Source organism: Streptomyces sp. SAJ15, from assembly GCF_007595705.1.
Lineage (GTDB): Bacteria > Actinomycetota > Actinomycetes > Streptomycetales > Streptomycetaceae > Streptomyces.
The window spans coordinates 215,829-241,127 of the sequence record NZ_NISY01000008.1; the positions used below are offsets into that span (position 1 = coordinate 215,829).

Below are 25,299 nucleotides of genomic sequence, written 5' to 3' on the forward strand. Positions count from 1 at the left end.
GGAGTTGCCCTCATGACTTCGACGAATCCCGTTCCGCGGCCGGCTGAGAAATCCTCGACGGCCGCCGTGGCGCCGGCCCGCCCCGCCCCGTCCTGGGTCGACCCCGAAGAGGCGGAGCCCCCCGGGGCGGCGGTGGAGGCGGTGCCGGGCCCGGCCGCCACACCGAAGCGGCCGGTCGAGACGGCGTTCGCACAGAAACGGCCGAGCGACACGGCGTTCGCGACGAAACGGCCGAGCGACACGGCGTTCGGGTCGAAACGGCCGAGCGACACGGCGTTCGGGTCGAAGCGCTCGGGCGACGCGGCGTTCGGGTCGTCGAAGCGGCCGGGCGACACGGCCTCCGAGCCGGCGCGGCAGAGCGGCCCGACCTACGACTACGAGCGCTTCAGCCAGTTGGCGGGCCCGCTGACCGACCCGCCGCGGCACTGCGTGTACCGGGTGCGCTACCGCAGCCTGCTGGCCCGCCAGCCGCGCCGGATCCGCACCGCGCTGCTGCTCTGCGCGGCGCCGCTGTGCTCCGCGGTGCTGCTCGTCTGGCTGCTCCAGCCGTCCCACTGGACACACCGCACCAACGTCACGGGCTGGGAGACCGCGTCGGACGTGGCGATGCTGCTCTCGGTCGGCCTGATCGAGGCGTTCCGGCTGTTCACCGTGGTCTCCAACGCGCACGCGACGCTGATGGCCCGCGACCCGGTCCCGGTGACCCCCCGCCCGGGGACCAAGGTCGCCTTCCTGACCAGCTATGTGCCGGGCAAGGAGCCGCTGGACATGGTCCGGGCCACGCTGGAGGGCGCCACCCGGCTGCGACACCGCGGGAAGCTGCATGTGTGGCTGCTCGACGAGGGCGACGACCCGGCCGCCAAGGAGTTGTGCGCCCGGCTCGGCGTACGTCACTTCTCCCGCAAGGGCGTTGAGAAGTGGAACCAGCCCAAGGGTCGTTTCCGGGCGAAGACCAAGCACGGCAATTACAACGCCTGGCTGGACGAGCACGGCGACGGATACGACATCATGGCCTGCGTCGACACCGACCATGTGCCGCTGCCCAACTTTCTGGAGCGCATGCTCGGTTACTTTCGCGATCCCGATGTGGCATTCGTCGTCGGGCCGCAGGTCTACGGGAATTACGACACCCTCGTCACCAGGGCGGCGGAGAGCCAGCAGTTCCTGTTCCACGCCCTCATCCAGCGGGCGGGGAACGCGTACGGCGGCGCGATGTTCGTCGGCACCAACAACGCGGTCCGGATCAGCGCGTTGCGGAGCGTCGGCGGGCTGTACGACTCGATCACCGAGGACATGGCCACCGGGTTCGAGCTGCACCGGCGCCGCAATCCCGAGACCGGCCGGAAGTGGCGCTCGGTCTACACCCCGGACGTGCTCGCCGTCGGCGAGGGCCCCAGCACCTGGACCGACTTCTTCACCCAGCAGCTGCGCTGGTCGCGCGGCACCTATGAGACGGTGCTCAAGCAGTGGTGGCGGGGGGTGCCCACCCTCTCCCCCGGCAAGCTGCTCAACTACACGCTGATGATGGCGTACTACCCGATGACCGCCCTGAACTGGCTGCTGTCGGCGCTGTCCTGCGTGCTCTTCCTCGCCGCCGGGGCGGCCGGGGTGCACATCTCCCCCGAGATCTGGCTGATGCTGTACGGGGACACCGTCGCCCTCCAGATCGGGCTCTACGTCTGGAACCGGCGGCACAACGTCAGCCCGCACGAGCCGTACGGCTCCTCGGGTGTCGCCGGAATGGCGCTGTCGGCGCTGTCCGCGCCGATCTACGCGCGATCGCTGCTGGACGCGGCGCTCCGCCGCAGAAGCCGGTTCGTGGTCACGCCCAAGGGCGACTCCGCCAGCCCGGACCGGGTCGCCACCTTCCGCATCCACCTGCTGTGGTGCGTGGTCTTCGGCGGATCGTTCGTCGCCTCGCTCTTCCTGCACCACAGCCATCTCGCGATGCGGCTGTGGGCGCTCTTCGCGGTGGTGCTGTGCCTGATCCCGCTGGCCTGTCGCTCCGTGGAGGCGGCGCGGGCCCGGCGCGCCCGCCCGGCGCCCGCGACCGTCCCGACCGCGCGCAGCGACGAGGCCGACCGGGTGGAGCCGACGGCCCCGGCGGCCGTGCCCGTCGCGGCCACCGCGCCTCCCGCCCCCGCCGCGGACTCCGCCGCCGGGGACACCGGCCCGACGCCCTCCGCCGAGCAGGACCCGGTGTGCGCGATCTGACCGAGGGCGCCGGGAGAGCCGACCGGGCGCCGAGCGGTGGTCAGCCCCGCGTGTTGCGCGCGAGGTCCAGCGCGTACCGGGGCCACCACGATCCCGCGCCGGGGCCCCCGTTGCAGGTGCCGTCGGACTCGCCCGGCCGCTTGACCCACAGGAAGGCGTCGACCTTCGGATCGCCGGTCCGGGTGCTGGGCCGCTCGCCCAGCGCCCGGCCGGGGGGATTGCACCAGCGGTCCTCGTGGTGCCCGGGGTAGGCGTACGCCTCCGACCGGCTGCCCACCGCATTCGTCGCGCCATTGCCATTGCGACTGGTGTCGATGACGAAGTGGGTGCCGCCCAGCGAGCCGGACAGATGGTGTCCGTAGCGGATGGTCGCCCCCGTCGGCTGGAAATTCGAGACGTTCAGCGAAAAGCCGTCGGCCTTGTCGATGCCGCTCTGTTTGAGCGGCTCCACCAACGCATAGGGATCGCGGACCCAGCCCGCGTTTCCCGCGTCGATGTACACCCAGGTCCTGGGCAGCGCCTTGAGCGTCTCCACGGCGTTCCGCAACATGGCGAGCCGTTCCTCGCGCAGTTCTCCGGGGAAACAGCCGTCGACCACCTGGGCCACCGCGTCGGGCTCCAGGATGACCACGGCGCTGCGGTCGCCGATGCCGGCGGCCAGCTCCCGGATCCAGCCGCCGTAGTCGGGTGCGCCCTCCGCGCCTCCGGCCGAGTGTCGGCCGCAGTCCCGGTTGGGAATGTTGTATGCGACCAGGACCGGGGTGCGGCCGGTGCGCGCCGCCGCGGTGGTGACGGCCCGCGCCCGGGCCCGGGGCAGCTCGCCGACCCACTCCGCCGCCGGCTGGTCCGCGATCCTCCGCATCAGCGCCGCGTCCTCGTGCCGCCCCTGTGCCGCGTACTGGCGCGCCGTGCGCGCGGGCTGACTGTCGGGATTAACCCACAATTCCGAAGGCAGCCCATCCGATTTCTCTCCCGAGTCGGAACAACCGCTCAGCGACAGGCTCAGCAGCAGGGCCGCGGCCGCGGCGATCCGGCTCCGCGCGACATCATGACGCGTGCCTTTCTCGACCATGAGGCGGCCTCCTCTTCGCGGGTGCGGAACTGACGGCTCCTCGAATGATGCCATCGGGTGATCATGCGTACCCTCAGACGATTCGGATCGTTGAAAAAGTTGCCCCATTCGCAACACGAAAGGAACAGGACGATGAAGCGAATCGTCCAGGTCGCCGGGCTCGCCGCGGCCAGCTGCGCCCTCATCGTCGGTGGCGCCGGCGCCGTCGCCGCGCACGACCACGACAACGACAACGGTCGCGGCAACGGCCACAACGGTCACAACGGCGGTCACAACGGCGGCCACAACGGCGGCGGCCACAACGGCGGTGGTCACAACGGCGGCCACAACGGCGGCGGCCACAACGGCGGTGGTCACAACGGCGGCCACAACGGTCACAACGGCGGCCACGGCGGTTACGGCGGTTATGGCCACCACGGTGGCGGCCACCACGACAACGGCGACTACGAGTACAACGACGAGCACGGCGCCCACGCCAACGGTGGCGCCATCGGCTCGCCCGGTGTCGTGAGCGGCAACAACATCCAGGTGCCGGTGAACATCCCGATCAACATCTGCGGCAACTCGGTCAACCTCACCGGCCTGCTGAACCCGGCCTTCGGTAACACGTGCATCAACGCCTGAGAAGGCGCCCGGCACACCACGCCACCGCGCGTGGGAGCTGACGCGGACCCTCTGCGGGGCCGCCGGAGCAACCCTCCGGCGGCCCCGACGCGCTGTGACCCCCGCGCCACGGCACACCCCCCGGGAGCGGGGCGCGAACCGCTCGTACGGGTGCGCGAACCGTCCCCGTAAGATCGGCGCGGTGACCAGGAACTCCTCCACGCCGTGCCGGGTGACGGTGTGCCGCGGCTGCTGCTGCGGCGACCCGCGGAAGATCCCCGGCGTCGACCACGCCGGCCAGATCCCGCGGTTGCGCGCGGCGCTGGGCGACAGCGCGCGGGTCCGCGCCTCCGACTGTCTGGACGTCTGCGACCAGGCCAACGTGGTGGTCGTACAGCCCTCGGCCGCGGGACGCGCGGCGGGCGGGCGGCCGGTGTGGCTCGGGCTGGTCAACGACGACGACGCGCTCGACGACATCGCCGCCTGGATCCGCGCCGGCGGGCCGGGCCTGGCGGAACCGCCCGGCGTGCTGGACCTCTACGCCTTCACCGTCTCCCGCCGGGTGCGCGCGGCGCTCGACGACTGAGCCGTTCCGCGCGCCACGCGACCGCCCCGCCCCGCTCCTCCACCGGACGGCACGGGCGGAGCGGAGGCGGTCCGGCGGGCCGCCGGTCTAGCCCACCGCCTTGGCCGCTGCGCGGCCCGCCGCACGGCCGGAGAAGAGGCAGCCGCCGAGGAAGGTGCCCTCCAGGGAGCGGTAGCCGTGCACGCCCCCGCCCCCGAAACCGGCCGCCTCGCCCGCCGCGTAGACGCCGGGCAGCGGATCGCCGCCGGCGGTCAGCACGCGCGAGGACAGGTCCGTCTCCAGCCCGCCGAGCGTCTTGCGGGTGAGGATGCGCAGCCGCACCGCGATCAGCGGGCCCGCCTTCGGGTCGAGGACCCGATGCGGGGCGGCGGTGCGGATGAGCCGGTCGCCGAGGTATCGGCGCGCCCCGCGCACGGCGGTCATCTGGAGGTCCTTGGTGTACGCGTTGGCGACCTCGCGGTCCCGGGCGGTGATCTCCCGGTACAGCTCGGCCTCGTCGATCAGCGGCTCCTCGGTGAGCTCGTTCATGCGGCGCACCAGCCCGCTCAGCGACCGCTCGACCACGAAGTCGGCCCCCTGGTCCAGGAACGCCTGGACCGGGCCCGGCGCCCCGCCCCCGGCCCGGCCGAGGACCTCGCGCACACGCTTGCCGGTGAGGTCCGGGTTCTGCTCGGAGCCGGAGAGGGTGAACTCCCTCTCGACGATCCTCCGAGTGAGGACGAACCAGGTGTGGTCGTGGCCGGTGTGCATGATGTGTTCCAGCGTGCCCAGGGTGTCGAAGCCGGGGAACAACGGCACCGGCAGCCGTCTGCCCCGGGCGTCGAGCCACAGCGGCGACGGGCCGGAGAGGATGCGGATGCCGTGCCGCGGCCAGATCGGGTTCCAGTTCTGGATGCCCTCGGTGTAGTGCCACATCCGGTCGCGGTTGATGAGCCGTCCGCCGGCGGCCTCGGCGATGCCGAGCATCGCCCCGTCGACGTGCGCGGGCACCCCGGAGAGCATGGCCTCCGGCGGAGTGCCCAGCCGTGCCGGCCAGTTGGCGCGGACGAGGTCGTGGTTGCCGCCGATGCCGCCGGAGGTGACGATCACCGCCTGGGCGCGCAGTTCGAAGGCCCCGGCGACCTCGCGGCTGCTGGGGGCGCCGCGATCCGCGTCGCTGGGCTCCAGGATCTCGCCGCTGACGGTGTCCACGGCGCCGGCGGTGCGGGACAGCCCGGTGACCCGGTGTCGGAAACGCAGCCCGACCCGGCCGCGCGCGACCCCGGCCCGCACCCGACGTTCGAAGGGCGCCACGACGCCGGGGCCGGTGCCCCAGGTGATGTGGAAGCGGGGCACCGAGTTGCCGTGGCCCCGCGCGTCGTAGCCGCCGCGCTCCGCCCAGCCGACGACGGGGAACAGCCGCAGTCCCTGCGCGCGCAGCCAGGACCGCTTCTCGCCGGCGGCGAAGTCGACGTATGCCTCGGCCCAGCGGCGCGGCCAGTGGTCCTCCTCGCGGTCGAAGCCGGCGGTGCCCAGCCAGTCCTGCCAGGCCAGTTCGCGGCTGTCGCGGATGCGCAGCCGGCGCTGCTCGGGCGAGTCGACGAGGAACAGCCCGCCGAAGGACCAGTGCGCCTGACCGCCCAGGGACTGCTCGGGCTCCTGGTCGAGCAGGATCACCGAGCGGCCGGCCTCGGCGAGTTCGGCGGTGGCGGCGAGCCCCGCCAACCCCGCTCCGATCACGATCACGTCCGCGTCGTACGCCATGCCGTCACCTTCTGGACTCGCCGGGCCCGACGGACCGCTCGGGAGCGCGGCGGGTGCGCGGCCGCCACGTTGGATGCGATCCTGCATACCGACTGGTAGGTCGTCAACCTCCGGCCCCGGCCGTCCGTCCTCCGGGTGACCGGCCGTCGGGGCGGGCGGGACCCGACGGCCGTGCGGGGCACCGCCATGGCCAGGGCGGGCGTCCCTCGGGGCCGCTCGACCCGGGTACGGAACGGGTCAGTCAATCGTTTCACCGGACTGGACAGCCCTCGGCGGGCCGGGAAGGATGCCGCGCCATGGCTGACCGACCCCACGGGTCACCGCGGCGGGGCGGCCCTCCCCCGGCCGGCGAGCGCGTGGTGCACCCCACGCGGGTGACCCCTGCCCCACGCCCCGTCCGACCCGAGCCCCCCGAGGCGCCCCGTCAGGTCATCGCGGGCACGGTGCTGCGGGGTCCCCGTCCGTTCCGCGACTCCGGTGTCCGACGGCAGGTGGCCGCGGCGATCCTGTTGTCCACGCTGAGCACCGCGCTGGCGCTGTTCCTGCTGCTGCCGGAACGGGGCGAGCCGCGCCGGCTCTCCGCGGCGCCCACCCGCGCGGCGGTCTCCGCCGACCCGGCGCCGACCGCCACTCCGCGTCCGGGTCCGGGCCCCGCTCCCACCCCCGCGCCGCCGCCGAACCCGCCGTCGGGCCCCGCTTCGACCGCTCCTACCGCCCCGCCCGGCGAGGGCCCCGCGCGGGGCTCGGCCGCGGTCGGGGACGCCGCGTCGACCGGGCCCGCCCGCGCGGAGTCGGGCCGTCGGCCCCCCGACACCCCCACGCCGGAGGGCGGTCGACCGTTCGACGCCCCCACGCCGGGGGACGGTCGCCCCTCCCACGCCCCCACGCCGGAGGACGGTCGCCCCTCCCACGCCCCCACGCCGGAGGACGGTCACCCCTCCCACGCCCCCACGCCGGAGGGCGGTCCCGCGCCCGCGGCCTCGGCCGACGGACCCACCGGCGGCGGACCGGCGCACCGCGCCGCGGCCCGGCCGTTGCCGCCGCTACCGCTACCGGTGCCTCTGCCGCTGGCGCTGCCGCCCGAACCTGTGACCGCGTCCGCGCCCGCCCCACCTCCCCTGTCCGTGGCCGTCATCTCCCCGTGGAACGCGGTGGTCGAGGCCGACCACCGCCGGGCGCGCCGGGCCTACGGCTCCGGGCACGGGCCCGGCACGCGCCGCGAGCACGGCCGGCGTTGGCGGTGGCGCGAGGGGCGGACGAGCGGCCACGCCGACCGGGTCCGGGGCCACCACCGCCACCATGGGCCGGGCGGCCGGGGCTGACCGTGCCGCGCGCACCCCGGTCTGCTTGTATGGCGGCATGCCCGACAACGGTCACCAGCAGCGCTCAGCCGACGAGGTTCTGGACATCGTGGACGAGCGGGACCGCGTGGTGGGCCAGGCCCGGCGCGCCGACGCCCTGGCCCGCCGGCTGCGTCACCGCTGTGTCTTCATCCTGGTCAGGGACCCCGACGGGCGCGTCTTCGTGCACCGCCGCACCGCGGAGAAGCTGGTCTTCCCCTCCCGGCACGACGTGTTCGTGGGCGGGGTGGTCGGCGCCGGCGAGTCGTATGACGAGGCGGCCCTGCGCGAGGCCGAGGAGGAGCTGGGCGTCTCCGGGCTGCCCGCGCCCCGGCCGCTGTTCCGGTTCCTCTACGACACCCCGGAGCACACCTGGTGGAGCGCCGTCTACGAGGTGAGCTGCGCGCTGCCGGTCGACCCGCAGGCCGAGGAGGTGGCCTGGCACGCCTTCCTGACGGAGGACGAGGTCGCGGAGCGACTCGACACCTGGGAGTGGGTGCCGGACGGTCTGGAGGCGTATCGGCGGCTGCTGGCGTGGCGCGCGGGGGCCGCATGATGATCCGGACCGGTGGTTAGGCTCACCCGTATGGACCCCTCCGTACGGACCGCCGGCATCCGGGGCAGGCTCGCGGCCGCCACCGGGTCGGTCCGGCTCTGGTTCGCGCCCGAGCGGGTCCACGCGGAGGGCGAGACCCCCGACTACCGCTTCTCCCTCGCCAACGAGCGGACCTTCCTGGCCTGGCTGCGCACGGGTCTGGCCCTGATCGGCGGCGGCTTCGCGGCCGACCAGTTCCTCCCGCACACCGCGCGCCCGCTGCGGCTGGCGCTCGCCGTGACGCTGCTGGCGGCGGGCGCGGTCTGCGCCATACGGGCGGTCAACCACTGGGTGCGCTGCGAGCGTGCGATGCGCAAGGGCGAGGATCTGCCGCTCTCCCGTTTCCCGGCCGCGCTGGCGACGTCCGTCGCGCTGGTCGCGCTGGCCATCGTGGTCTTCGTGGCGCTGGGCTGGACCCGCTGATGCCGTCCGGGCGCCCGCGTGTCGAGCGGGACCCGGGGTTGCAACCGGAGCGGACCCGGCTCGCCTGGCGGCGTACCACCCTCGCCTGCGCGGTGGTGTGTGTGCTCGCCGAGCGGCAAGCTGTCAGGGAAGGGCCGCCGGACGCCCCCCGGCTGTTGGCCGTGGCGCTGATCGCGTTCGTCTGGTTGCTCTTCCTGGCCGTGGCGCACCTCCGCATCCAGGCCCTGGACGCGCCGCGGCCGCCCGCACTGTCCCCGCGGGCGGCCGTGGCCGCGTCCGGATGCACGCTCGCGATCGCGGCCTTGGGCGTGGTGCTCCTGTGCTGAGCCCGGCGCGGCTCAGTCGACGGTGACGGCGATCTTGCCTCGGGTGTGGCCCTCGGCGTTGAGCCGCTGCGCCTCGGCCGTGCGCTCCAGCGGGAAGACCGCGGCCACCTCGACGCTCAGGACTCCGCGTTCGGCGAGGTCGGTGAGGGTGGCGAGGTCGGCGGGGTCGGGGCGCACGAAGACGTACCGACCGCCGAGTCCGAGGACGGCGGGGTCGGCGATCGAGGCGAGCCGGCCGGCCGGGGTGAGCAGACCGGGGCTGACGGTCAGCGCGTCGCCGCCCACCAGGTCGAGCGCGGCGTGCACGCCGTCGGGCGCCAGCGCTCGCACCCGGTCGGCGAGTCCGTCGCCGTAGGAGACCGGCTCGGCGCCGAGGCCGCGCAGGTAGTCGTGGTTGCGCTCGCTGGCGGTGCCGATGACACGGGCGCCGAGGTGGCGGGCGATCTGCACGGCCAGGGAGCCGACGCCGCCGGCCGCCCCGTGGATCAGGAGGGTGTCACCCGCGCCCACCTCCAGCGCCCTGCCCAGCGACTGATAGGCGGTCAGCCCGGCCAGCGGCAGCCCGGCGGCCTGCTCGAAGGAGAGGTTGCGGGGCTTGCGGGCCAGGGTGCGCACCGGGGCGGCGACGTACTCGGCGAAGGTGCCGCGGGAGAGGAAGTCCTCCCGTACGTATCCGATGACCTCGTCGCCGGGTGCGAACTCGGTGACGCCCGCTCCGGGCTGGACCACGACGCCGGAGACGTCCCAGCCGGGGATGACGGGGAAGACGGCGTCCAGGACGCCGTCGAGGTAGCCGGCCTGGGCCTTCCAGTCGACGGGGTTGACCGCGGCGGCCCTGACCTTGATCAGGACGCTGTCGGGGCCGAGCTTGGGGTCGGGGACCTCGCCGTACTCGAGGACCTCCGGGCCGCCGTAGCCGCGGTAGCTGATGGCCTTCATGGGGGTGCTCCTTGGGGGTGGGGGGAGGAAGGGCCGGCCGGCCCCCGGGGGTAGGGGTCGGCCGGCGGCTCGAATGCCGGCGGGGACCGGTCGGGCCAGGCGTCGGCGGAGACCGGTCGGGCCAGGCGTCGGCGGAGACCGGTCGGGCCAGGCGTCGGCGGAGACCGGTCGGGCCAGGCGTCGGCGGAGACCGGTCGGGTCAGGCGTCGGCGGAGACCGGTCGCGCGGCGGGCTCGGCGGCAGCGGCCGTCGTGTGGGCCGTCGGCTCGGTCGTGGGCAGCGGGTGGATCCTGCGCAGGCCGACCGCGGCGACGAGCGCGACCAGGACGAACGCCGCGCCGGCGAGGACGAAGCTCAGCGTGAACTGCGACTCGGCGGGCAGCGCCGGGGCGCCCGGCGGAAGGTGCTCGACGCTCTTGGAGGCGAGCACCGTCGTGATCATGGCACTGCCGATCGCGCTGCCGGTGGAGCGGGCGATGGAGTTGATGCCGTTGGCGATGCCGGTCTGCTGGGGCGGCACACTGCCGACGATCACGGCGGGCATGGCGGCGTAGGCGAGGCTGATGCCCGCGCCGACGAACATGCCGGCGCCGATGACGGAGGCGGTGTGGTCGTGGTCGAGGGCGACCCAGGCGAAGCCGACGGTGCCGATCAGGGAGGCGAGCACCAGCACCAGGCGGGGGCCGTGGCGGCGCACCAGCTGGCCCCCGAAGGGGGCGGACAGCAGCGAGACGACGGTGCTCGGCAGCAGGAACTCCACCGAGGCGCGCAGCACGGAGGCGTCGAAGCCGTAGCCGACCAGCGCGGAGGGCATCTGGACGAGGTAGGAGACGCCGATGAAGAGGGCGAACATGCCGAAGCCCACGAGCAGGCCGGCGAGGTTGACGAAGAGGACCGGGCGGTGGGCGAACATCCGCATGTCCACCAGTGGCTCGCTCACCCTGCGCTCGACGAGCACCCAGACGACCGCCATGACCACGGCGCCGGCGAAGGAGCCGAGGGTGCGGGCGTCGGTCCAGCCCCACTCGTGGCCCTGGGAGACGGGGAGCAGCAGCAGGACGAGGGTGGCGGCGAGAGAGAGCGCGCCGAGGACGTCGGTGCGGCCGCCGGTGGTCTGGGTGGTCGCGGGGACGAGGAGGACGACGGCCAGCAGCGCGAGCAGGGCGAGCCCGGTGGCCAGCCAGAAGGCGCTGCGGTAGTCGGGGTCGTCACCTGAGGTGAGCAGGCCGGTGGCGACCAGCGCGAGGCCGCTGCCGAAGGCGAGGGTGCCGCTGACCATGGCCATGGCGCCGGGGAGCCGGGCGGGGCGGATCTCCTCGCGGAGCACGGAGAGCGCGAGCGGGAAGATCGCGGTGGCGGCGCCCTGGAGCACCCGACCGACGATCAGCCAGGCCAGGGAGTGCGTGACGGCGGCGAGCACGGAGCCGGCGACCATGACCACCAGCACCGCGACCAGCGTGCGCTTCTTTCCGTGCTGGTCGCCGAAGCGGCCGAGCAGCGGGGTGAAGACGGCGGCCGAGAGCAGGGTGGCGGTGGTGACCCAGCTCACGTTGGCGGAGCTGGTCTCCAGGTCGTTCTGGATCAGTCCGAGGATCGGCACGACCAGGGTCTGCATCATCGACACGACCATGGCCGCGAGGCTCAGCGCGGCGATGATCACCGTCTCGCGGCGGCCGTCGACCGGCGCGGCGGCGGCTGGGTGGCTCATGGGGAGGTCCTTCATGTGCTTCGCAGTTACTTCATGACATGGATGCTTGAAGTCATCAAGCAACTCGACCGACGGTAGACCTCAATGGTTGACCTAGTCAAGCTAATGGTTGAAGGCTTTAATTACCTTGAGTACAGTCGAACCATGAGCGCCAGCACCCCTCCCCCCGCGCAGACTCCGACCAAGATCGAGCTCCTGGAGCTGCTCGCCGCGCTCGGCATGGCCCAGTGGCGCGACTTCTCCGCCGCCGCCGTGCACCACGGGCTCACCGGGACCCAGGCCAAGGTGCTCTCCCAGCTGGGTCGCGGCCCGCTGCCGATGCGCGCCCTGGCCGAGCGGCTGGTGTGCGACGCCTCCAACATCACCGGCATCGTGGACCGACTGGAGGACCAGGGCCTGGTCCGCCGTGAGCCGTCCCCCACCGACCGGCGGGTCAAGAACGTCGTCGCCACCGACAAGGGGCGCGAGACGCTCCTGCGGGTCCGCACCGAGATGCAGGCCACCCACAGCGCGCTGGACACCCTCGACGCGGCGGAGACCGAGACCCTCTTCGCCCTGCTCAACCGGCTGCGCCCGTCCATGGAGCGCACCGCCTGACCCCAGGCCCCTCCCCCTCCGGCCCCCTCCGGCCCCCTTCCGGAGCCCGAGCGCCGGACGCCCGCGTCGCGGCGCGTGCCGTCGCCGACCGCCGTAGGCCCTAGACGCCATACCGACCGGTCGGCATCATGAGGTGATCCTTCACCGGCGTCCGTACGCCGGTGCGTTCATTCGCCTCACTCCGCACGGAGGAAGAACTCGATGAACCAAGGCACCCCGCCGGGGTTGGACCTCGGGCGTCTGCGCGCGCATCTGGACCGGGAGCGCCCCGGGATGGTGCGCGGAGCGCTGCACGCCGAGCTGATCGAGGGCGGCCGCTCCAACCTCACCTACGCGGTCGACGACGGCACCGACCGCTGGGTGGTGCGCCGGCCGCCGCTCGGCCATGTGCTCGCCACCGCGCACGACATGGCGCGCGAGCACCGGGTGATCAGCGCGCTGCACCCGACGGCGGTGCCGGTCCCGGAGCCGCTGCTGCTGTGCGCGGACGAGTCCGTGCTCGGATCGCCCTTCTACGTCATGGAGTTCGTGGAAGGGACGCCCTACCGCGACGCCGAGCAGCTCACCGCGCTCGGCCCCGAGCGCACCCGCGGCGTGCTGCTCGGCCTGGTGGACGCGCTGGTCGAGCTGCACGCGGTGGACCCGGCCGCGGTGGGACTGGCCGACTTCGGGCGCCCCGAGGGCTTCCTGGAGCGGCAGTCACGCCGCTGGGGCAAGCAGCTCGCCGCGTCCCGCGACCGGGAGCTGCCCGGGATCGACCGGCTGCACGACGCCCTGACGGACTCGCTGCCCGAGTCCCCCGCGGCCACCGTCATCCACGGCGACTACCGCCTCGACAACGTCCTCGTCGGCGCCGACGACCGGATCCGGGCGATTCTCGACTGGGAGATGTCCACGCTCGGCGATCCGCTGACCGACCTCGGGCTGCTGGTGATGTACAGCGAGTACCCGGACCTGCCCGGCTCGCCGATCGCCACCACCCACGGCGCCCCCGGCCACCCCGCCCCGGCCGAACTGGTGCGCCGCTACGCCGAGCGCTCGGGCCGGGACGTCTCCGGCGTCTCCTGGTACACCGCCTTCGCCTACTTCAAGCTCGCGGTGATCCTGGAGGGAATCCACTACCGCTACACGCTCGGCCAGACCGTCGGGGCCGGGTTCGACCGCATCGGCGAGCTCGTGCCGGTGTTCATCGAGCGCGGCCTCGCCACGCTCGCCGACCGAGGCCCCCACCAGGACCAGGAGCGCTGAGACCGTGGACTTCGCATTCGACGCCCGTACCGAGGAACTCCGCGGCCGGCTGCTGGCGTTCATGGAGGAGCACGTGTTCCCCGCCGAGGCGGTGGCGGAGGAGCAGCGGGCGCGGCTGGACTCGCCCTGGCGAACGCCGCCCGTGGTGGAGGAGCTGAAGGCGGAGGCCCGCCGCCGCGGCCTGTGGAACCTCTTCCTGCCCGACCCGGAGCTGGGCGCCGGACTGACCAACCTCCAGTACGCGCCGCTGGCCGAGATCACCGGCCGCAGCCCGCAGCTGGCCCCCGTCGCGCTCAACTGCGCCGCCCCGGACACCGGCAACATGGAGCTGCTGGCGCAGTTCGGCTCGCGGGAGCAGCGGGAGCGCTGGCTGGAGCCGCTGCTGGCGGGTGAGATCCGGTCGGCCTTCGCGATGACCGAGCCGGAGGTGGCCTCCTCCGACGCCACCAACATCGAGACCCGTATCGAGCGGGACGGCGACACCTATGTCGTCACCGGCCGCAAGTGGTACATCTCCGGCGCCATGCACCCGGACTGTCGGATCTTCATCGTCATGGGCAAGACCGACCCGGCCGGCGCGGACGTGCGCCGCCAGCAGTCGATGGTGCTGGTGCCGCGCGACACCGAGGGCGTCGAGGTGCGCCGGGCGATGCGGGTCTACGGCTACGAGGACCACTACCACGGCGGCCACGCCGAGGTCGTCTTCCACGGCGCCCGGGTGCCGGTGGGCAACCTCGTCGGCGAGGAGGGCGGCGGCTTCGCCATCGCCCAGGCCCGCCTCGGCCCCGGCCGGATCCACCACTGCATGCGACTGATCGGCATGGCCGAGCGGGCGATCGAGCTGATGTGCCGCCGCGCGGTGTCCCGCACCGCCTTCGGCACCCCGTTGGCGCGGCAGGGTCAGGTCCAGGAGTGGATCGCCGACTCCCGGGTGGCGGTGGAGCAGCTGCGGCTGCTGGTGCTCAAGACGGCATGGCTGATGGACACCGTCGGCAACCGCGCGGCGCACACCGAGATCCAGGCCATCAAGATCGCGACCCCGCGCACGGTCGTCGACATCCTGGACCGCGCGGTCCAGCTGCACGGCGCGGCCGGCGTCAGCCAGGACACCCCGCTGGCCGAACTGTGGGCCGCCGCGCGCACCCTGCGGCTCGCGGACGGGCCGGACGAGGTGCACCAGCGGTCGCTGGCCCGGCGCGAGCTGAAGAAGTACCTGCCGTAGCCCGGCGGGCCGGGGGGGCGTAGCCCCGCTGGAGGGGCCGGGGGGGCGTAGCCCGGCCGGTGGGGCCGGGGGCCGCGGCGGCGACACCGCGGTCGCTCCCGACCCCGCCCGAGAACGGCCGCGGCAAGCGCGGCCGGCGGGCTCCGGGCCGGCCTCTCAGGGCCGCAGCGCGCGCAGCAGCAGGTCCGCCAGGTGGTCGGCGACCTGCTGCGGCGTCAGCGGCCCGTCCGGGCGGTACCAGGTGCCCAGGTGGTGGACGGACCCGAAGTGGTAGTCCACCACCAGGTCGGCCGGGGTGGCGTCGCTGAACACGCCGCCGCGCTGGCCCTCCTCGATGAGCTGGCGGAACCGCTCGTGGTAGCGGCGCCGCTCGGCCCGCACCTGCCGGTGCTTCTCGGGGCTCAGGTGGTGCATCGAACGGAAGAAGATCATGGCGTCGTCGAGGTTCTCGATGGTGGTGACCACGACGTCGGCGGCCGCCGCGCGCAGCCGCTCCGCCACCGGCGCGTCCGCGTCCGCGAAGGAGTCCAGGCGCTCCTGCTGGAGCCGGAGCACCCGTCCGTACACCTCGTGCAGCAGATCGTCCTTGGAGCCGAAGTAGTGGTACAGCGCGCCCTTGGTGACGCCCGCCGCCTCCACGATCTCCTGGACCGAGGTGCGGTCGTAGCCGCGCTCGGCGAAGAGGCGGGTGGCGGCGGCCAGCAGCCGCTGCGGCACCGGCTGGTTCGCCGGTTTCGCATCGTTCTCCGTCGTTCTGGCCATGGTCGCCACCTGCCTCTCTCTGCTTGCCCGGGCCGCTAGGCCGGTTCCGTGCGGGAGCGCAGCTCCCGCCGGAGGATCTTCCCACTGGTCGTCTTCGGCAGCTCCGGAAGGATGTCCACCGCGCGCGGGTACTTGTACGCGGCCAGCCGCTCCCGACAGTAGGCGGTCAGCTCGCCGGGCTCGGCGCTCGCGCCCGGGCGCAGGCTCACATACGCCTTGACCGTCTCGCCGCGGTAGGCGTCGGGCACCCCGACCACGGCTGCCTCGCGCACCGCCGGATGGGTGTAGAGCACGTCCTCGACCTCGCGCGGCCAGACCTTGAAGCCGGAGGCGTTGATCATGTCCTTCTTGCGGTCGACGACGTAGAGCCAGCCGCCCCGGTCCATGAAGCCGATGTCACCGGTGCGCAGCTCCCCCTCGGGGAAGGCCGCCGCGGTCGCCTCCGGGCGCCGCCAGTAGCCGGGGACCACCATGGGGCCGCGGACGACGATCTCGCCCCGCTCGCCCAACGGCACCTCCGCGCCGCCGTCGTCGACGATCCGTACGAGCGTCTCCGGCGCGGGCACGCCGACGGCGAGGGTGCCGGAGGCCGCGTCGACGGGCGCCTCGGTGCCGGGCGGAACGCTGGCGCAGGGGGCGGAGCACTCGGTCAGCCCGTAGCCGTTGTGGATATAGCGGCCGAACTCGGTACGGAACCGCTCGACCAGGGCGGGCGGCAGCGGCGCCCCGCCGGAGGAGATCACGCGGAAGGAGGCGAAGTGGCCGGGGCCGACCCGCGGGTGGGCCATCAGCGCCATGAAGGCGGTGGCCGGGCCGACGGTGTAGGCGGGGCGGTGCTCGGCGAAGGCGTCCAGCACCACGCCCGCCTCGAAGCGGTGGGCGAGCGCCAGGGTCCCGCCCGCCGCGAAGCAGGCGGACAGCTCGCAGACCATGCCGGTGATGTGGAACAGCGGGGCCAGCGCGAAGTAGGTCGATCCCACGGGCAGGGCGTGGTTGACCCGCTGCCGCTCGGCGTTGAAGACGAGGTTGCCGTGGGTGTTGGTGGCGCCCTTGGGGGCGCCGCTGGTCCCGGAGGTGTAGCTGATCAGCGCGATGTCGTCCGGGTCGGGGCCCGCGGCCGTGGCCGCGGGCGGCCGGGCGCCGGCGGAGGCCACGGCGAAGAGGTCCACCGCGGTGGGCGGTTCCGCCGCGGCCACCCCTACCCGCTCGCCCACCGGGACCGGGGCGGGCGCCGGGACCGGGGCGGAGGCCAGGGCGCGCAGCACCCGCGGGTCGTCGCGGGTCTGGAAGTCGCGGTCGCGCGCGGTGTAGGCCAGCCGCACCGCGGAGTCCGCGGCCACCTCCCGTACGTACTCCCCCCAGGCGTGGTCGGAGCAGACCAGGGCGACCGCCCCGGAGTCGGCCAGGACGTGCGCCAGCTCCCCGGCCTTGTACATCGGGTTGACCGGGATCGCCACGCCGCCCGCCTTCCACGCGCCGAGCAGCGCGAGCACGAAGTGCGGGGTGTTCTGCAGCATGACGGCGATGCGGTCGCCACGCCGGAAGCCGTGGCCGGCCAGATGGCCGGCGATCGCGTCGGAGAGCTCGTCGGCCTCCCGGTAGCTCAGCCGCCCGTCGAAGTAGGCGACCGCGGTGCGCTCGGGGGTCGCGGCCACCGCGTCCCGGAAGGCGTGCAGCACGCTCGGGCGCGGCCGCACCCGGGAGCGCTGGGCGTCGTTGAGCTGCGCCAGCCAGGGCTGGTCCTGGTACGTGGTCATGGGTGCGGCCCCTGTCTGCCGAGGGTGCGGGCGGTGGACGGACGGGGTGGGGCGGGACGGGCCGGGGCGCGGGCGGGTCAGCCGGCGGCCTCGGCGCGTTCGAGCTTCTGCTGAATGCGGTTCATGCGGTCGAGCCAGCGGTCGGTGTCGCCGGCGCGCGCCGCGTAGAAGTCGCCCACCTCGGGGTGGGGAAGGATCAGGAACCGCCCCTTCGCCATGCCGTCGAACACCGCGTCGGCGACCTGCTCGGGCTCGATCGCGGTCGGGGCCAGCACCAGGTCACCGGCGCTGCCGGTGCCGCGCAGCATATCCGTACGCACTCCCTGCGGGCAGACCGCGTGCACCCGCACGCCCCGGTGCCGGTAGGTCGCGGAGAGCCACTCGGCGAATGCGAGGGCCGCGTGCTTGGAGACGCTGTAGGGCGCGGAGCCGACCATGGTGAGCAACCCGGCGGCGGAGACGGTGGCGATGAAGCGGCCGCTGCCCCGGTCCAGCCAGTCGGGGAGCAGTTCGCGGGCCGCGCGGACGTGCGCCATCACATTGACGTCCCAGGCCGCGGCCCAGACCTCCTCCGTGGCCTCCGGGCCGCCGGTCGGGGCTACGCCCGCGTTGGCGCAGTAGACGTCGACGGTCCCGCCGAGCGCGGCGCGGGCCGCGGGGACGATGCCGGAGGCGTCTCCGGGGACGGCGTGGCCGCCGATCTCGGCGGCCACGGCCTCGGCCTTGGCCGCGTCGATGTCGTTGACCACCACCCGGGCGCCCTCGGCGGCGAACCTGCGGGCGAGGGCGGCCCCGATGCCGCCGCCCGCTCCGGTGACGACCACTCCGGCTCCACTCACGGTCTCCACGTCTGACGCTCCCTCGGCTCGGTCCCACGCTGCGTGCCGGCAGACTAACCAGTCGGTATGTAGCGACGGAAGGGGGCGGGGCCCCGGGCGGGGGTGGGGCTGACCCCACCCCGAACCGGGGCACTGGCCGGATGGTTCGGGCCCTCCCCCGCCGGGACCCTTGATCCATGCGACGACATCGAGCCACCGTCCTGACCGCCGCCCTCCTCTGCCTGGGGGCGCTCGGCTCCGCCGGGGCCGCCCCCGCCCTCGCCGAATCTCCGCACACCTCTCGGGCGCCGTGGGCCGCCCCGACCGCCCACGGCTCCGCCACCGCCCCGGCCCCACACACCGACCCGGTCACCGCCCTCGAACGCGCCGCGCACCCGCTGCGCTCCACCGAGCCCTCCGGCCCGTCGAGCGACCTGCGGCCGTTCGGTCGCATGGTGGGGGACGCGAAGGTGGTGGGGCTGGGCGAGGCCACCCACGGCTCACACGAGTTCTTCGCCATGAAGCACCGGGTGTTCCGCTATCTGGTGGAGCAGCAGGGGTTCCGCAGCTTCGCCCTGGAGGCCCCCTGGAGCACCGGGCTGCGGCTCAACGCGTATGTGCTGCGCGGCGAGGGCGACCCACGGCGGATCATGCGCGAGGAGTTCCAGGACGCCTACCGCTTCTGGAACAACGACGAGTATCTGTCGCTGCTCCGCTGGATGCGCGCCTACAACGTGGCGCACCCCAAGGACCCGGTCCAGTTCATGGGCGACGACTTCGGCTACGCGGGCCCGGAGCTGTACGACCGGGTGACCGACTATGTGCGGGAGGCCCACCCGGCGCTCCTGCCCGAGTTCACCGAGCTCTACCGCGGCCTGCGCCCCACCACCGACGTGCGCGCGTACATGACCGCGTATATGGCGAAGCCGCTGGACGAGCGGCGGGAGATGGCCGCGCGGACGCGGCGCGCGCTCGATCTGCTGAGCGCGCGGCGGCCGGGGTCCGGACCGGCGGAGCGGGCGCGGTTCGCCTGGGCGGTGCGCCATGCGACCGCCCTCGACCAGACCGCCCAGCAGTACGCGTTCGACTTCGCCGACCCCACCGGCGTGCGGGACGCCATGCTCTTCCGCGACCGGGCCATGGCCGACAACACGGCCTGGTGGCAGCGGCAGACCGGGGACAGGGTGCTGCTCTCCGCCCACAACGCGCACGTCTCCTACGAGAGCTACGACGCCGGGAGCTACCCGCGGATGCAGGGCGCCTTCCTGCGGGACCGGCTCGGCAGCGACTATGTGAGTGTGGGGTTCACCTTCGACCGGGGCTCGTTCAAGGCCACCGACCCCGAGGGTAAGGCGATCTCCACGCACACGGTCGGCCCCGCCGCTCCGGGGAGCAACGAGCACACCCTGGACCGGGTGCGCCACCGCGACTACGTCGTGGACCTGCGCTCCGCGCCGCCCGCGGCGCGCGCCTGGCTGGCGACGCCGCGACCGACACGCGCCATCGGCACGTCCTACCCGGAGCCGGACCGTTCCCTCGCGCTGGCCCCCTCCCATGACGTCCTGATCCATCTGCGGGAGATGCGCGCGGCGGAGCTGCTCCCGGAGTGACACCTCTCCTCGGAGCGGTCCGGGGCCGCCGCGGGGTGAATCTCCCGGTTACCGGCGGGAAACGCCTGCGTGGCGTATGGCCGCCGCCCCGACAGGTTGGGACGATGCGCGCACATCGGACCACCTGAGGGGGACGGCCATGGCGGGCATGACTGTCGAGCCGCACTGGGAGCTCACCTTCGACGCCGACGGCGACGTCGACGCCGCACAGCGGGAGCGGCTGGTGCGGGGCATCGAACGCGAGAAGATCACCGATCTCGTGGTGTTCTCGCACGGCTGGAACAACGACCGGTCGACCGCCGTGCGGCTCTACGACCGGTTCTTCACGCCCTTCGCCGGGATCCTCGGCCGCGCGCCCGCCGTCCGGCTGGGGTACGTGGGCGTGATCTGGCCGTCGATGCGGTTCACCGACGAGCCCATTCCCGACCTCCCCCGATCGACGGCCGCCCCGGCGACCCCGCCCGACGGCCGCCTCGACCCGGCGACGCGGCGCGCGCTCGCCGACGTCTTCCCCGACCGCGAGCAGACCTTGGACCGGATCGCGGACCTGTTGGCGGAGCGGCCGGAGGAGCCGGCCGCGTTCGAGGAGTTCGCCGGGCTGGTACGGGAGCTGGTCGAGCCGCCCGCGGGGTCGGTCACCGCGCGGGCCGGCTTCCGCACGGACGGGGAGGCCGAGGAGGACGGCCCGCCGGCGATGCTCAGCGAGGACGCGCTCACGGTGTGCCGGACGTTCACCGCGGCCCTGGCCGAGCTGCCCGGCACCGCCGTGAGCCCCGCGCCCGACACCCTGGCCGCCGGGCCCCCCGACCCGGCCGCCGGGCCCGACACCGCGACCGTCGGGCCCGAAGCGGAGCGCTCGGCGTTCCTCGGGCGCGGGCTGAAGCGGCTGTGGCACGGCGCCCACGAACTGCTCCGCCAGGCCAGCTACTACACGATGAAGCGGAGGGCCGGGTCGGTCGGCGAGCGGGGCCTCGGCCCGCTGCTGGGCGCGCTGGGCGACGCCCGTCCCGACACCCGTGTGCATCTGGTCGGGCACAGCTTCGGCGCCCGGCTGGTGGCGTACGCGCTGCGCGGACTGCCACGGGACGCCCGAAACGTGAAGTCGGTGACGCTGCTCCAGGGCGCCTTCTCGCACTACGCCTTCGCCGGGCGGCTGCCGCACGCGTCCGACCGCGGCGGGGCGCTGCACGGCGCGCAGCGCCGGGTGGACGGACCGCTGGTCTCCTGCTTCTCCGCTCACGACAGCGCGCTCGGCGTGCTGTACCCCCTCGCCTCCCGGGTGGCCCGCGACTCCTCCTCCCGACAGACCGAGTCCGCCGGGAGCGCGGAGTCCACCCGTAACGCCGAGTCCGCCCGGAACGCCGAGGACTCAGCCACCGCGCTCCTGTCGCGCGACCCGCGCTGGGGGGCCATCGGCTTCGACGGCATCCAGGCGGTGGACGACTGCCGTCGGCTGACGCTGGCCGAGGCGCTGCGCGGGCCGTTCCCGGCGGACGGCTGCGTCAGCGTCGACGCGGGTTCGGTGGTCGACGACGACGATCCGGTGGTGGGCGCGCACAGCGACATCTGCCATGAGGAGTTGGCGCGGATCGTCTGCGCCGCCGGGCGGATCGGGCACCCTTGATCCCGGCGTGACCACCCGGCACGGGGCGCGCCGCGGTTCCCGCCTCCGCATTCGCAATCGTTTTCGATGGATCCGGATCGCGGCGCGCCACGTCCCATTCGACGACGAGTCGGGTCCGCACTCGCGGAGGTGAGATGGAGTGGCCGGTTTCAGAGCACTCGCACGAGAGGTCCGCGACCCTCACAGACACATCGCACAGCGGCGCACCGCTCTGCGTAAGTGCCTGGAGCGGTTCGCGCCCTACGGGCACCGGGCGACCTGGCACCACCTGTGCCTTCGGGCCGGGATCGCCCCGGAGGACCGGTCTCCGGAGCCCGCACGCCTGATACGGGCGCTGGAGGAGTTGGAGGAGGCCCGCGCGGTGTGGCTCGGCTACGAGGCCCAGTTCGCCGAGCGGCGCAGGCAGGAGAAACACCTGGGGATACGGCAGCCGAGCGCTGTCGACGACTGGCATCTGCGCACCTGGGGCGGGTGTGACATCGTCCCGTGCGAGAGTCCCACGGCGCATCCGCACGGCCGGCTGGCCGCCGTGCTGCGCCGCATGATCGAAGCGATGGAGTCCGCGCCCGGCGACACCTGTCCGATCTGCGCGGAGGAGCGGATCCTCTGGCGTGAGGGGCTGGACCGCTATCCGCCGGCCGGCCCGGTCTGCACGGGTTGCGGCATCGTGGTGCCGGCGCCGGTGCTGACCCTGGAGGCGCTGGCGTCCGCCCGGCGCCACCGGTTCGAGCGGCGGTACGCCGGCGTGTGACCGTCCGTCCACGGCCTCGGGGGGCCGGCCCCGCGGCGCGCCGCAGCACCGGGCGCGGGGCGGGGCCGGCGGCGTTCACACCCGCGACGCCCCGTGTCGTCGGGGCGCGTTGACAGCCGGGGCCGCGAACAGCATCCTGAGCAAGCGCTTAGCAGGCGCCGGCGCACGCCGGCTCCCACGACCGCGCCGCGCGAGCCCCGTGGACGACCGCATGGAAGGCACCCGGATGTCAGAGCCCATGATCTTCACCTCGGTCGAGGAGCTGCGCTCCGCGGTCGGGACCGAGTTCGGCCCCACCGAGTGGCTGGAGATCGACCAGCGGCGGATCGACCGGTTCGCGGAGGCCACCGACGACCACCAGTGGATCCATGTGGACCCGGAGCGGGCCGCCGCCGGACCGTTCGGCTCCACGATCGCCCACGGCTATCTGACGCTCTCCCTGCTGCCCTGGTTCATGCCGCGGCTGCTGCGCGTCGACGGGGTCCGGATGGGCCTCAACTACGGCGTGAACAAGGTCCGCTTCCCCGCCCCGGTCCCGGTCGGCTCCCGGCTGCGCGCGACCGCGCGGATCGCGGAGGTCACCGATGTCGCGGACGGCGTCCAGCTGACGGCGCGGGTCACCGTGGAGCGCGAGGGCGGCGAGAAGCCGGTGTGCGTGGCGGAGTCCGTCACCCGGTTCGCGCTGTGAGGGCTCAGGCCGCGGCCGGCCCGGGCGCCCCGACCATCCGCAGCACCAGGTCGGCGTAGAGCTCGCCGATCTCATCGGGGGTGCGGCGCCCCTCGGCGTTGAACCAGCGCGCCACGTCGATGCAGAGCGACAGCACGGCGAGCGTGGTGCCGGGGACGTCCGGCACGGCGAAGTCGCCCGCCCGCACCCCGTCCTCGATGATCGAACGCACCGTGCCGTCGATCTCCCGCCGCCGGGCGGCGATCTCCGCGTAGTGCTCCGCGCTGAGCGCGCCCAGCTCGTACTGGACCACGCGGGCGGTGGTGTGGTGCTCCGCGTGCCAGCGCACGAAGGAGCGCACCGCCGAGGCGAGCCGCTCGGCCGGGGTGGCACCGGTGCTCGCGGCCCGGCGCACGATGTCCAGGGCGAGCCGGTGGCCGACGCCGCTGATCCGGTAGAGCAGCTCTTCCTTGGTCCTGTAGTGGATGTAGAGGGCGGCCGGGCTCATCCCCGCGCGACCGGCGATGTCGCGGGTGGTGGTGGCGTGGTAGCCGCGCTCGGCGAAGGCGTCGACGGCCGCGATCACCAGCCGCCGGGCCGCGTCGGGCGTGACGTCGGCCCACTGCTCGCTCTGCTGCGCCTCCGTGTCCATGGCGACACCCTACACGGAGGGTGAGCAAGCGCTTAGATCCCCACCGGTCGGTCCGCGGTCCCCGTTCAGAACGCCGACACCCCGGTGAGCGCCCGGCCGATCAGCAGCTTGTGGATCTGGCTGGTGCCCTCGTACAGCGTCATCACCCGGGCGTCCCGCAGCAGCTTGCCCACCGGGTACTCGTCGATGTAGCCGTAGCCGCCGTAGACCTGGAGGGCGTTGTTGGCGCTGCGCACCGCCGCCTCGCTGGCGTAGAGCTTGGCGACGGAGGACTCGGTGGCGAAGGGTTGGCCGCGCTCGATGAGATCGGCCACCCGCCAGGTCAGCAGCCGCGCCGCGTCGACGTCGACCGCGATGTCGGATATCAGCTCCTGGACCAGCTGGTGGTGGGCGATGGTCCGGCCGAACTGCTCGCGCTCGCCCGCGTACGCCACCGCCGCGTCCAGGCACGCCTGCGCGATGCCGACGCAGCCGGCCGCCACCGACATCCGACCCTTGGCCAGGGCGGACATGGCGACCGCGAAGCCCTTGCCCGCGGGGCCGACCAGGGCGCCGCCGGGGACCCGGACCGCGTCCAGGACCAGCTCCGCGGTGGCCTGGCCGCGCAGCCCGAGCTTGCCGTGGATCTCCCGGCGGGTCAGGCCGGGCGCGTCCGCGGGCACCAGGAAGGCGCTGATGCCGCGGTGGCCGGGCTCGGGGCCGGTGCGCGCGAAGAGCAGGACGACGTCCGCCCAGGTGCCGTTGGTGATGAAGGTCTTGGCGCCGGTGATCAGATAGTCCGAGCCGTCACGCTCGGCGCGGGTGGTGAGGTGCGCGGCGTCGGAGCCGGCGCCGGGCTCGGTGAGCCCGAAGCAGCCCACCGCCTCGCCCGCGCACAGCCGGGGCAGCCACTCCCGCCGCTGCTCCTCGCTCCCCCAGGCGACGAGGGACTTGGCGACCAGGCCGAGCGAGACCGACAGGATCCCGCGCACGGCGGAGTCGCCGCGTCCGAGCTCCTCGGTGACCAGGACGTACGACAGGTGATCGCCGCCGGAACCGCCGTACTCCTCGGGGACGGTGAGCCCCAGGAAGCCCAGTGCGCCGAGCCGGCGCACGATGGCGCGGTCCACGGCCTCCGCGCGGTCCCAGGCGGCGGCGTGCGGGGCGACCTCACGGTCGACGAAGTCCCTGGCGAGCGAGCGGACCGCGGTCTGTTCCGCGCTCAGCGCGAGATCCATGGCGACCGGTCCCTTCCCCGAAGCCCCGTGCGGCGGGGCTCGAAACGGCGTAAATTAGCGGTGCTAGTTTCCTGCGGGCGGCCTCTACTATGTGCGCCATGGCACGCCCCCGCAAGCCCCTCCTCAGCCGCGAGCGCATCGTGGCGAACGCCCTCGCGCTCGTGGACGCCGAGGGGTTGCAGGCGGTGTCGACGCGCCGGCTGGCGGCCGAGCTCGGGGTCAGCGGACCCTCGCTGTACAACCACTTCACGACCAAGGACGAGATCCTGGACGCCGTCGCGGACACCGTGGTGGCCCAGGTCGACCTGTCGATGTTCACGGACGACGCCGACGCCGACAGCGACAGCGGCGACTGGCGCGGGGCGCTGCACGCATGGGCGCGCTCCTACCGGGCGGCGCTCAGCGACCATCCGCACATCGTGCCCTTCCTCGCCCAGGGGCCCGGCCGCCGCCCGGCCGGGCTGCGGATGGCGGACGCCGTCTTCGGCACCCTGGTCGCGGCGGGCTGGCCGCCCGCGCAGGCCACCCACGTCGGCGCGCTGCTCCGCTACTTCGTCGCCGGGTCCGCGCTGGGCTCCTTCGCCCGCGGCTTCGTGGACGACGCCGGCGCCTACGACCCCGCCGACTACCCCCACCTGGGCCGCGCCCACCTGTTGCCGGGCCATCAGCGGCAGGTGGACGAGGGCGCCTTCGAACTGGGTCTGGAGGCGCTGTTGGACGGGCTCGAACTGCGCTTCCGGGCGCTGTCCGAGGGCAGCCGGCGGGCGACCGACCGGCCCTAACGGGCTGGCGGCACCCGGCCGCTTCGGAGGACCGCGGGCGTCC

24 protein-coding genes are annotated in these 25,299 nt (G+C 73.9%); 15 read left to right on the forward strand and 9 right to left on the reverse strand.

The features are described 5' to 3' along the window. The first annotated feature begins 12 nt into the window (after positions 1-12). Positions 13-2,214 carry a glycosyltransferase family 2 protein gene (locus CD790_RS21725; RefSeq protein WP_260867765.1) on the forward strand — a complete coding sequence of 734 codons (2,202 nt, stop codon included), beginning with the start codon at positions 13-15 and terminating at the stop codon, positions 2,212-2,214. A gap of 40 nt (positions 2,215-2,254) precedes the next feature. Here the strand turns inward: CD790_RS21725 and CD790_RS21730 are convergent, their stop codons facing one another. Next, a complete protein-coding gene (locus CD790_RS21730) occupies positions 2,255-3,286 on the reverse strand; it encodes a glycoside hydrolase family 6 protein (protein ID WP_144384971.1) in 1,032 nt (343 codons plus the stop codon). A gap of 132 nt (positions 3,287-3,418) precedes the next feature. Between CD790_RS21730 and CD790_RS36635 the strand changes: the two genes are divergently transcribed. Together CD790_RS36635 and CD790_RS21740 are read left to right on the forward strand one after the other, a co-directional pair. Further along, positions 3,419-3,910 carry a chaplin gene (locus CD790_RS36635; protein WP_144384972.1) on the forward strand — a complete coding sequence of 164 codons (492 nt, stop codon included), beginning with the start codon at positions 3,419-3,421 and terminating at the stop codon, positions 3,908-3,910. A 181-nt stretch (positions 3,911-4,091) separates the two neighbouring features. After that, positions 4,092-4,475 carry a (2Fe-2S) ferredoxin domain-containing protein gene (locus CD790_RS21740; RefSeq protein ID WP_399218000.1) on the forward strand — a complete coding sequence of 128 codons (384 nt, stop codon included), beginning with the start codon at positions 4,092-4,094 and terminating at the stop codon, positions 4,473-4,475. 87 nt (positions 4,476-4,562) lie between these two features. On the opposite strand, the gene CD790_RS21745 is transcribed toward CD790_RS21740, so the two are convergent. After that, positions 4,563-6,218 carry an FAD-binding dehydrogenase gene (locus CD790_RS21745; RefSeq protein ID WP_144384973.1) on the reverse strand — a complete coding sequence of 552 codons (1,656 nt, stop codon included), beginning with the start codon at positions 6,216-6,218 and terminating at the stop codon, positions 4,563-4,565. Between the two features lie 296 nt (positions 6,219-6,514). Here CD790_RS21745 and CD790_RS21750 point away from each other — a divergent pair, with 296 nt between their 5' ends. The 4 genes from CD790_RS21750 to CD790_RS21765 are packed head-to-tail and all read left to right on the forward strand — an operon-like array spanning position 6,515 to position 8,902. Next, entirely contained in the window at positions 6,515-7,540 is a 1,026-nt protein-coding gene (locus tag CD790_RS21750) for a hypothetical protein (protein WP_144384974.1), read from the forward strand. A 37-nt stretch (positions 7,541-7,577) separates the two neighbouring features. Beyond that, the gene (locus tag CD790_RS21755; RefSeq protein ID WP_144384975.1) at positions 7,578-8,114 is read left to right on the forward strand and encodes an NUDIX domain-containing protein; all 537 of its coding nucleotides are present in this window, start codon (positions 7,578-7,580) and stop codon (positions 8,112-8,114) included. Between the two features lie 30 nt (positions 8,115-8,144). Then, positions 8,145-8,576, forward strand: a complete 432-nt coding sequence (locus CD790_RS21760) for a YidH family protein (RefSeq protein WP_144384976.1) — start codon at positions 8,145-8,147, stop codon at positions 8,574-8,576. Then, positions 8,576-8,902: a DUF202 domain-containing protein gene (locus CD790_RS21765; RefSeq protein ID WP_144384977.1), complete on the forward strand. Its 327-nt coding sequence runs from the start codon at positions 8,576-8,578 to the stop codon at positions 8,900-8,902. Before CD790_RS21760 ends, CD790_RS21765 begins: the two co-directional genes overlap by 1 nt. A gap of 12 nt (positions 8,903-8,914) precedes the next feature. Here the strand turns inward: CD790_RS21765 and CD790_RS21770 are convergent, their stop codons facing one another. Together CD790_RS21770 and CD790_RS21775 are read right to left on the reverse strand one after the other, a co-directional pair. Continuing rightward, a complete protein-coding gene (locus CD790_RS21770) occupies positions 8,915-9,841 on the reverse strand; it encodes an NADP-dependent oxidoreductase (RefSeq protein WP_144384978.1) in 927 nt (308 codons plus the stop codon). A gap of 199 nt (positions 9,842-10,040) precedes the next feature. Beyond that, positions 10,041-11,549, reverse strand: a complete 1,509-nt coding sequence (locus CD790_RS21775) for an MFS transporter (protein ID WP_144384979.1) — start codon at positions 11,547-11,549, stop codon at positions 10,041-10,043. A gap of 144 nt (positions 11,550-11,693) precedes the next feature. Here CD790_RS21775 and CD790_RS21780 point away from each other — a divergent pair, with 144 nt between their 5' ends. The 3 genes from CD790_RS21780 (at position 11,694) to CD790_RS21790 (ending at position 14,616) form a co-directional block, all read left to right on the forward strand. Then, positions 11,694-12,146 carry a MarR family winged helix-turn-helix transcriptional regulator gene (locus tag CD790_RS21780; protein ID WP_144384980.1) on the forward strand — a complete coding sequence of 151 codons (453 nt, stop codon included), beginning with the start codon at positions 11,694-11,696 and terminating at the stop codon, positions 12,144-12,146. Between the two features lie 201 nt (positions 12,147-12,347). After that, the gene (locus CD790_RS21785; protein WP_144384981.1) at positions 12,348-13,394 is read left to right on the forward strand and encodes a phosphotransferase family protein; all 1,047 of its coding nucleotides are present in this window, start codon (positions 12,348-12,350) and stop codon (positions 13,392-13,394) included. Between the two features lie 4 nt (positions 13,395-13,398). Beyond that, positions 13,399-14,616 carry an acyl-CoA dehydrogenase family protein gene (locus CD790_RS21790; protein WP_144384982.1) on the forward strand — a complete coding sequence of 406 codons (1,218 nt, stop codon included), beginning with the start codon at positions 13,399-13,401 and terminating at the stop codon, positions 14,614-14,616. 156 nt (positions 14,617-14,772) lie between these two features. Here the strand turns inward: CD790_RS21790 and CD790_RS21795 are convergent, their stop codons facing one another. The 3 genes from CD790_RS21795 to CD790_RS21805 form a co-directional block, all read right to left on the reverse strand. After that, positions 14,773-15,378, reverse strand: a complete 606-nt coding sequence (locus tag CD790_RS21795; protein WP_144384983.1) for a TetR/AcrR family transcriptional regulator — start codon at positions 15,376-15,378, stop codon at positions 14,773-14,775. 35 nt (positions 15,379-15,413) lie between these two features. Beyond that, positions 15,414-17,135 (reverse strand): AMP-binding protein, encoded by a 1,722-nt coding sequence (locus tag CD790_RS21800; RefSeq protein ID WP_144384984.1) that lies wholly within the window; start codon positions 17,133-17,135, stop codon positions 15,414-15,416. Between the two features lie 77 nt (positions 17,136-17,212). Beyond that, positions 17,213-17,983, reverse strand: coding sequence for an SDR family oxidoreductase (locus CD790_RS21805; protein WP_144384985.1), 771 nt, complete (start codon positions 17,981-17,983; stop codon positions 17,213-17,215). 167 nt (positions 17,984-18,150) lie between these two features. Here CD790_RS21805 and CD790_RS21810 point away from each other — a divergent pair, with 167 nt between their 5' ends. From CD790_RS21810 to CD790_RS21825, 4 genes are all read left to right on the forward strand, one after another. Then, positions 18,151-19,563, forward strand: a complete 1,413-nt coding sequence (locus CD790_RS21810; RefSeq protein WP_144384986.1) for an erythromycin esterase family protein — start codon at positions 18,151-18,153, stop codon at positions 19,561-19,563. Positions 19,564-19,702: 139 nt separating this feature from the next. Then, the gene (locus CD790_RS21815) at positions 19,703-21,187 is read left to right on the forward strand and encodes a serine-threonine protein kinase (protein ID WP_144384987.1); all 1,485 of its coding nucleotides are present in this window, start codon (positions 19,703-19,705) and stop codon (positions 21,185-21,187) included. Between the two features lie 139 nt (positions 21,188-21,326). Further along, positions 21,327-21,938: a hypothetical protein gene (locus tag CD790_RS21820; protein ID WP_144384988.1), complete on the forward strand. Its 612-nt coding sequence runs from the start codon at positions 21,327-21,329 to the stop codon at positions 21,936-21,938. A 226-nt stretch (positions 21,939-22,164) separates the two neighbouring features. Next, entirely contained in the window at positions 22,165-22,626 is a 462-nt protein-coding gene (locus tag CD790_RS21825) for a MaoC family dehydratase (protein ID WP_144384989.1), read from the forward strand. Between the two features lie 4 nt (positions 22,627-22,630). Here the strand turns inward: CD790_RS21825 and CD790_RS21830 are convergent, their stop codons facing one another. Beyond that, positions 22,631-23,257, reverse strand: coding sequence for a TetR/AcrR family transcriptional regulator (locus CD790_RS21830; RefSeq protein WP_144384990.1), 627 nt, complete (start codon positions 23,255-23,257; stop codon positions 22,631-22,633). A gap of 65 nt (positions 23,258-23,322) precedes the next feature. Then, positions 23,323-24,474, reverse strand: a complete 1,152-nt coding sequence (locus CD790_RS21835; protein WP_144384991.1) for an acyl-CoA dehydrogenase family protein — start codon at positions 24,472-24,474, stop codon at positions 23,323-23,325. Positions 24,475-24,572: 98 nt separating this feature from the next. Here CD790_RS21835 and CD790_RS21840 point away from each other — a divergent pair, with 98 nt between their 5' ends. Then, positions 24,573-25,256, forward strand: coding sequence for a TetR/AcrR family transcriptional regulator (locus tag CD790_RS21840; protein WP_144384992.1), 684 nt, complete (start codon positions 24,573-24,575; stop codon positions 25,254-25,256). Positions 25,257-25,299 lie beyond the last annotated feature (43 nt).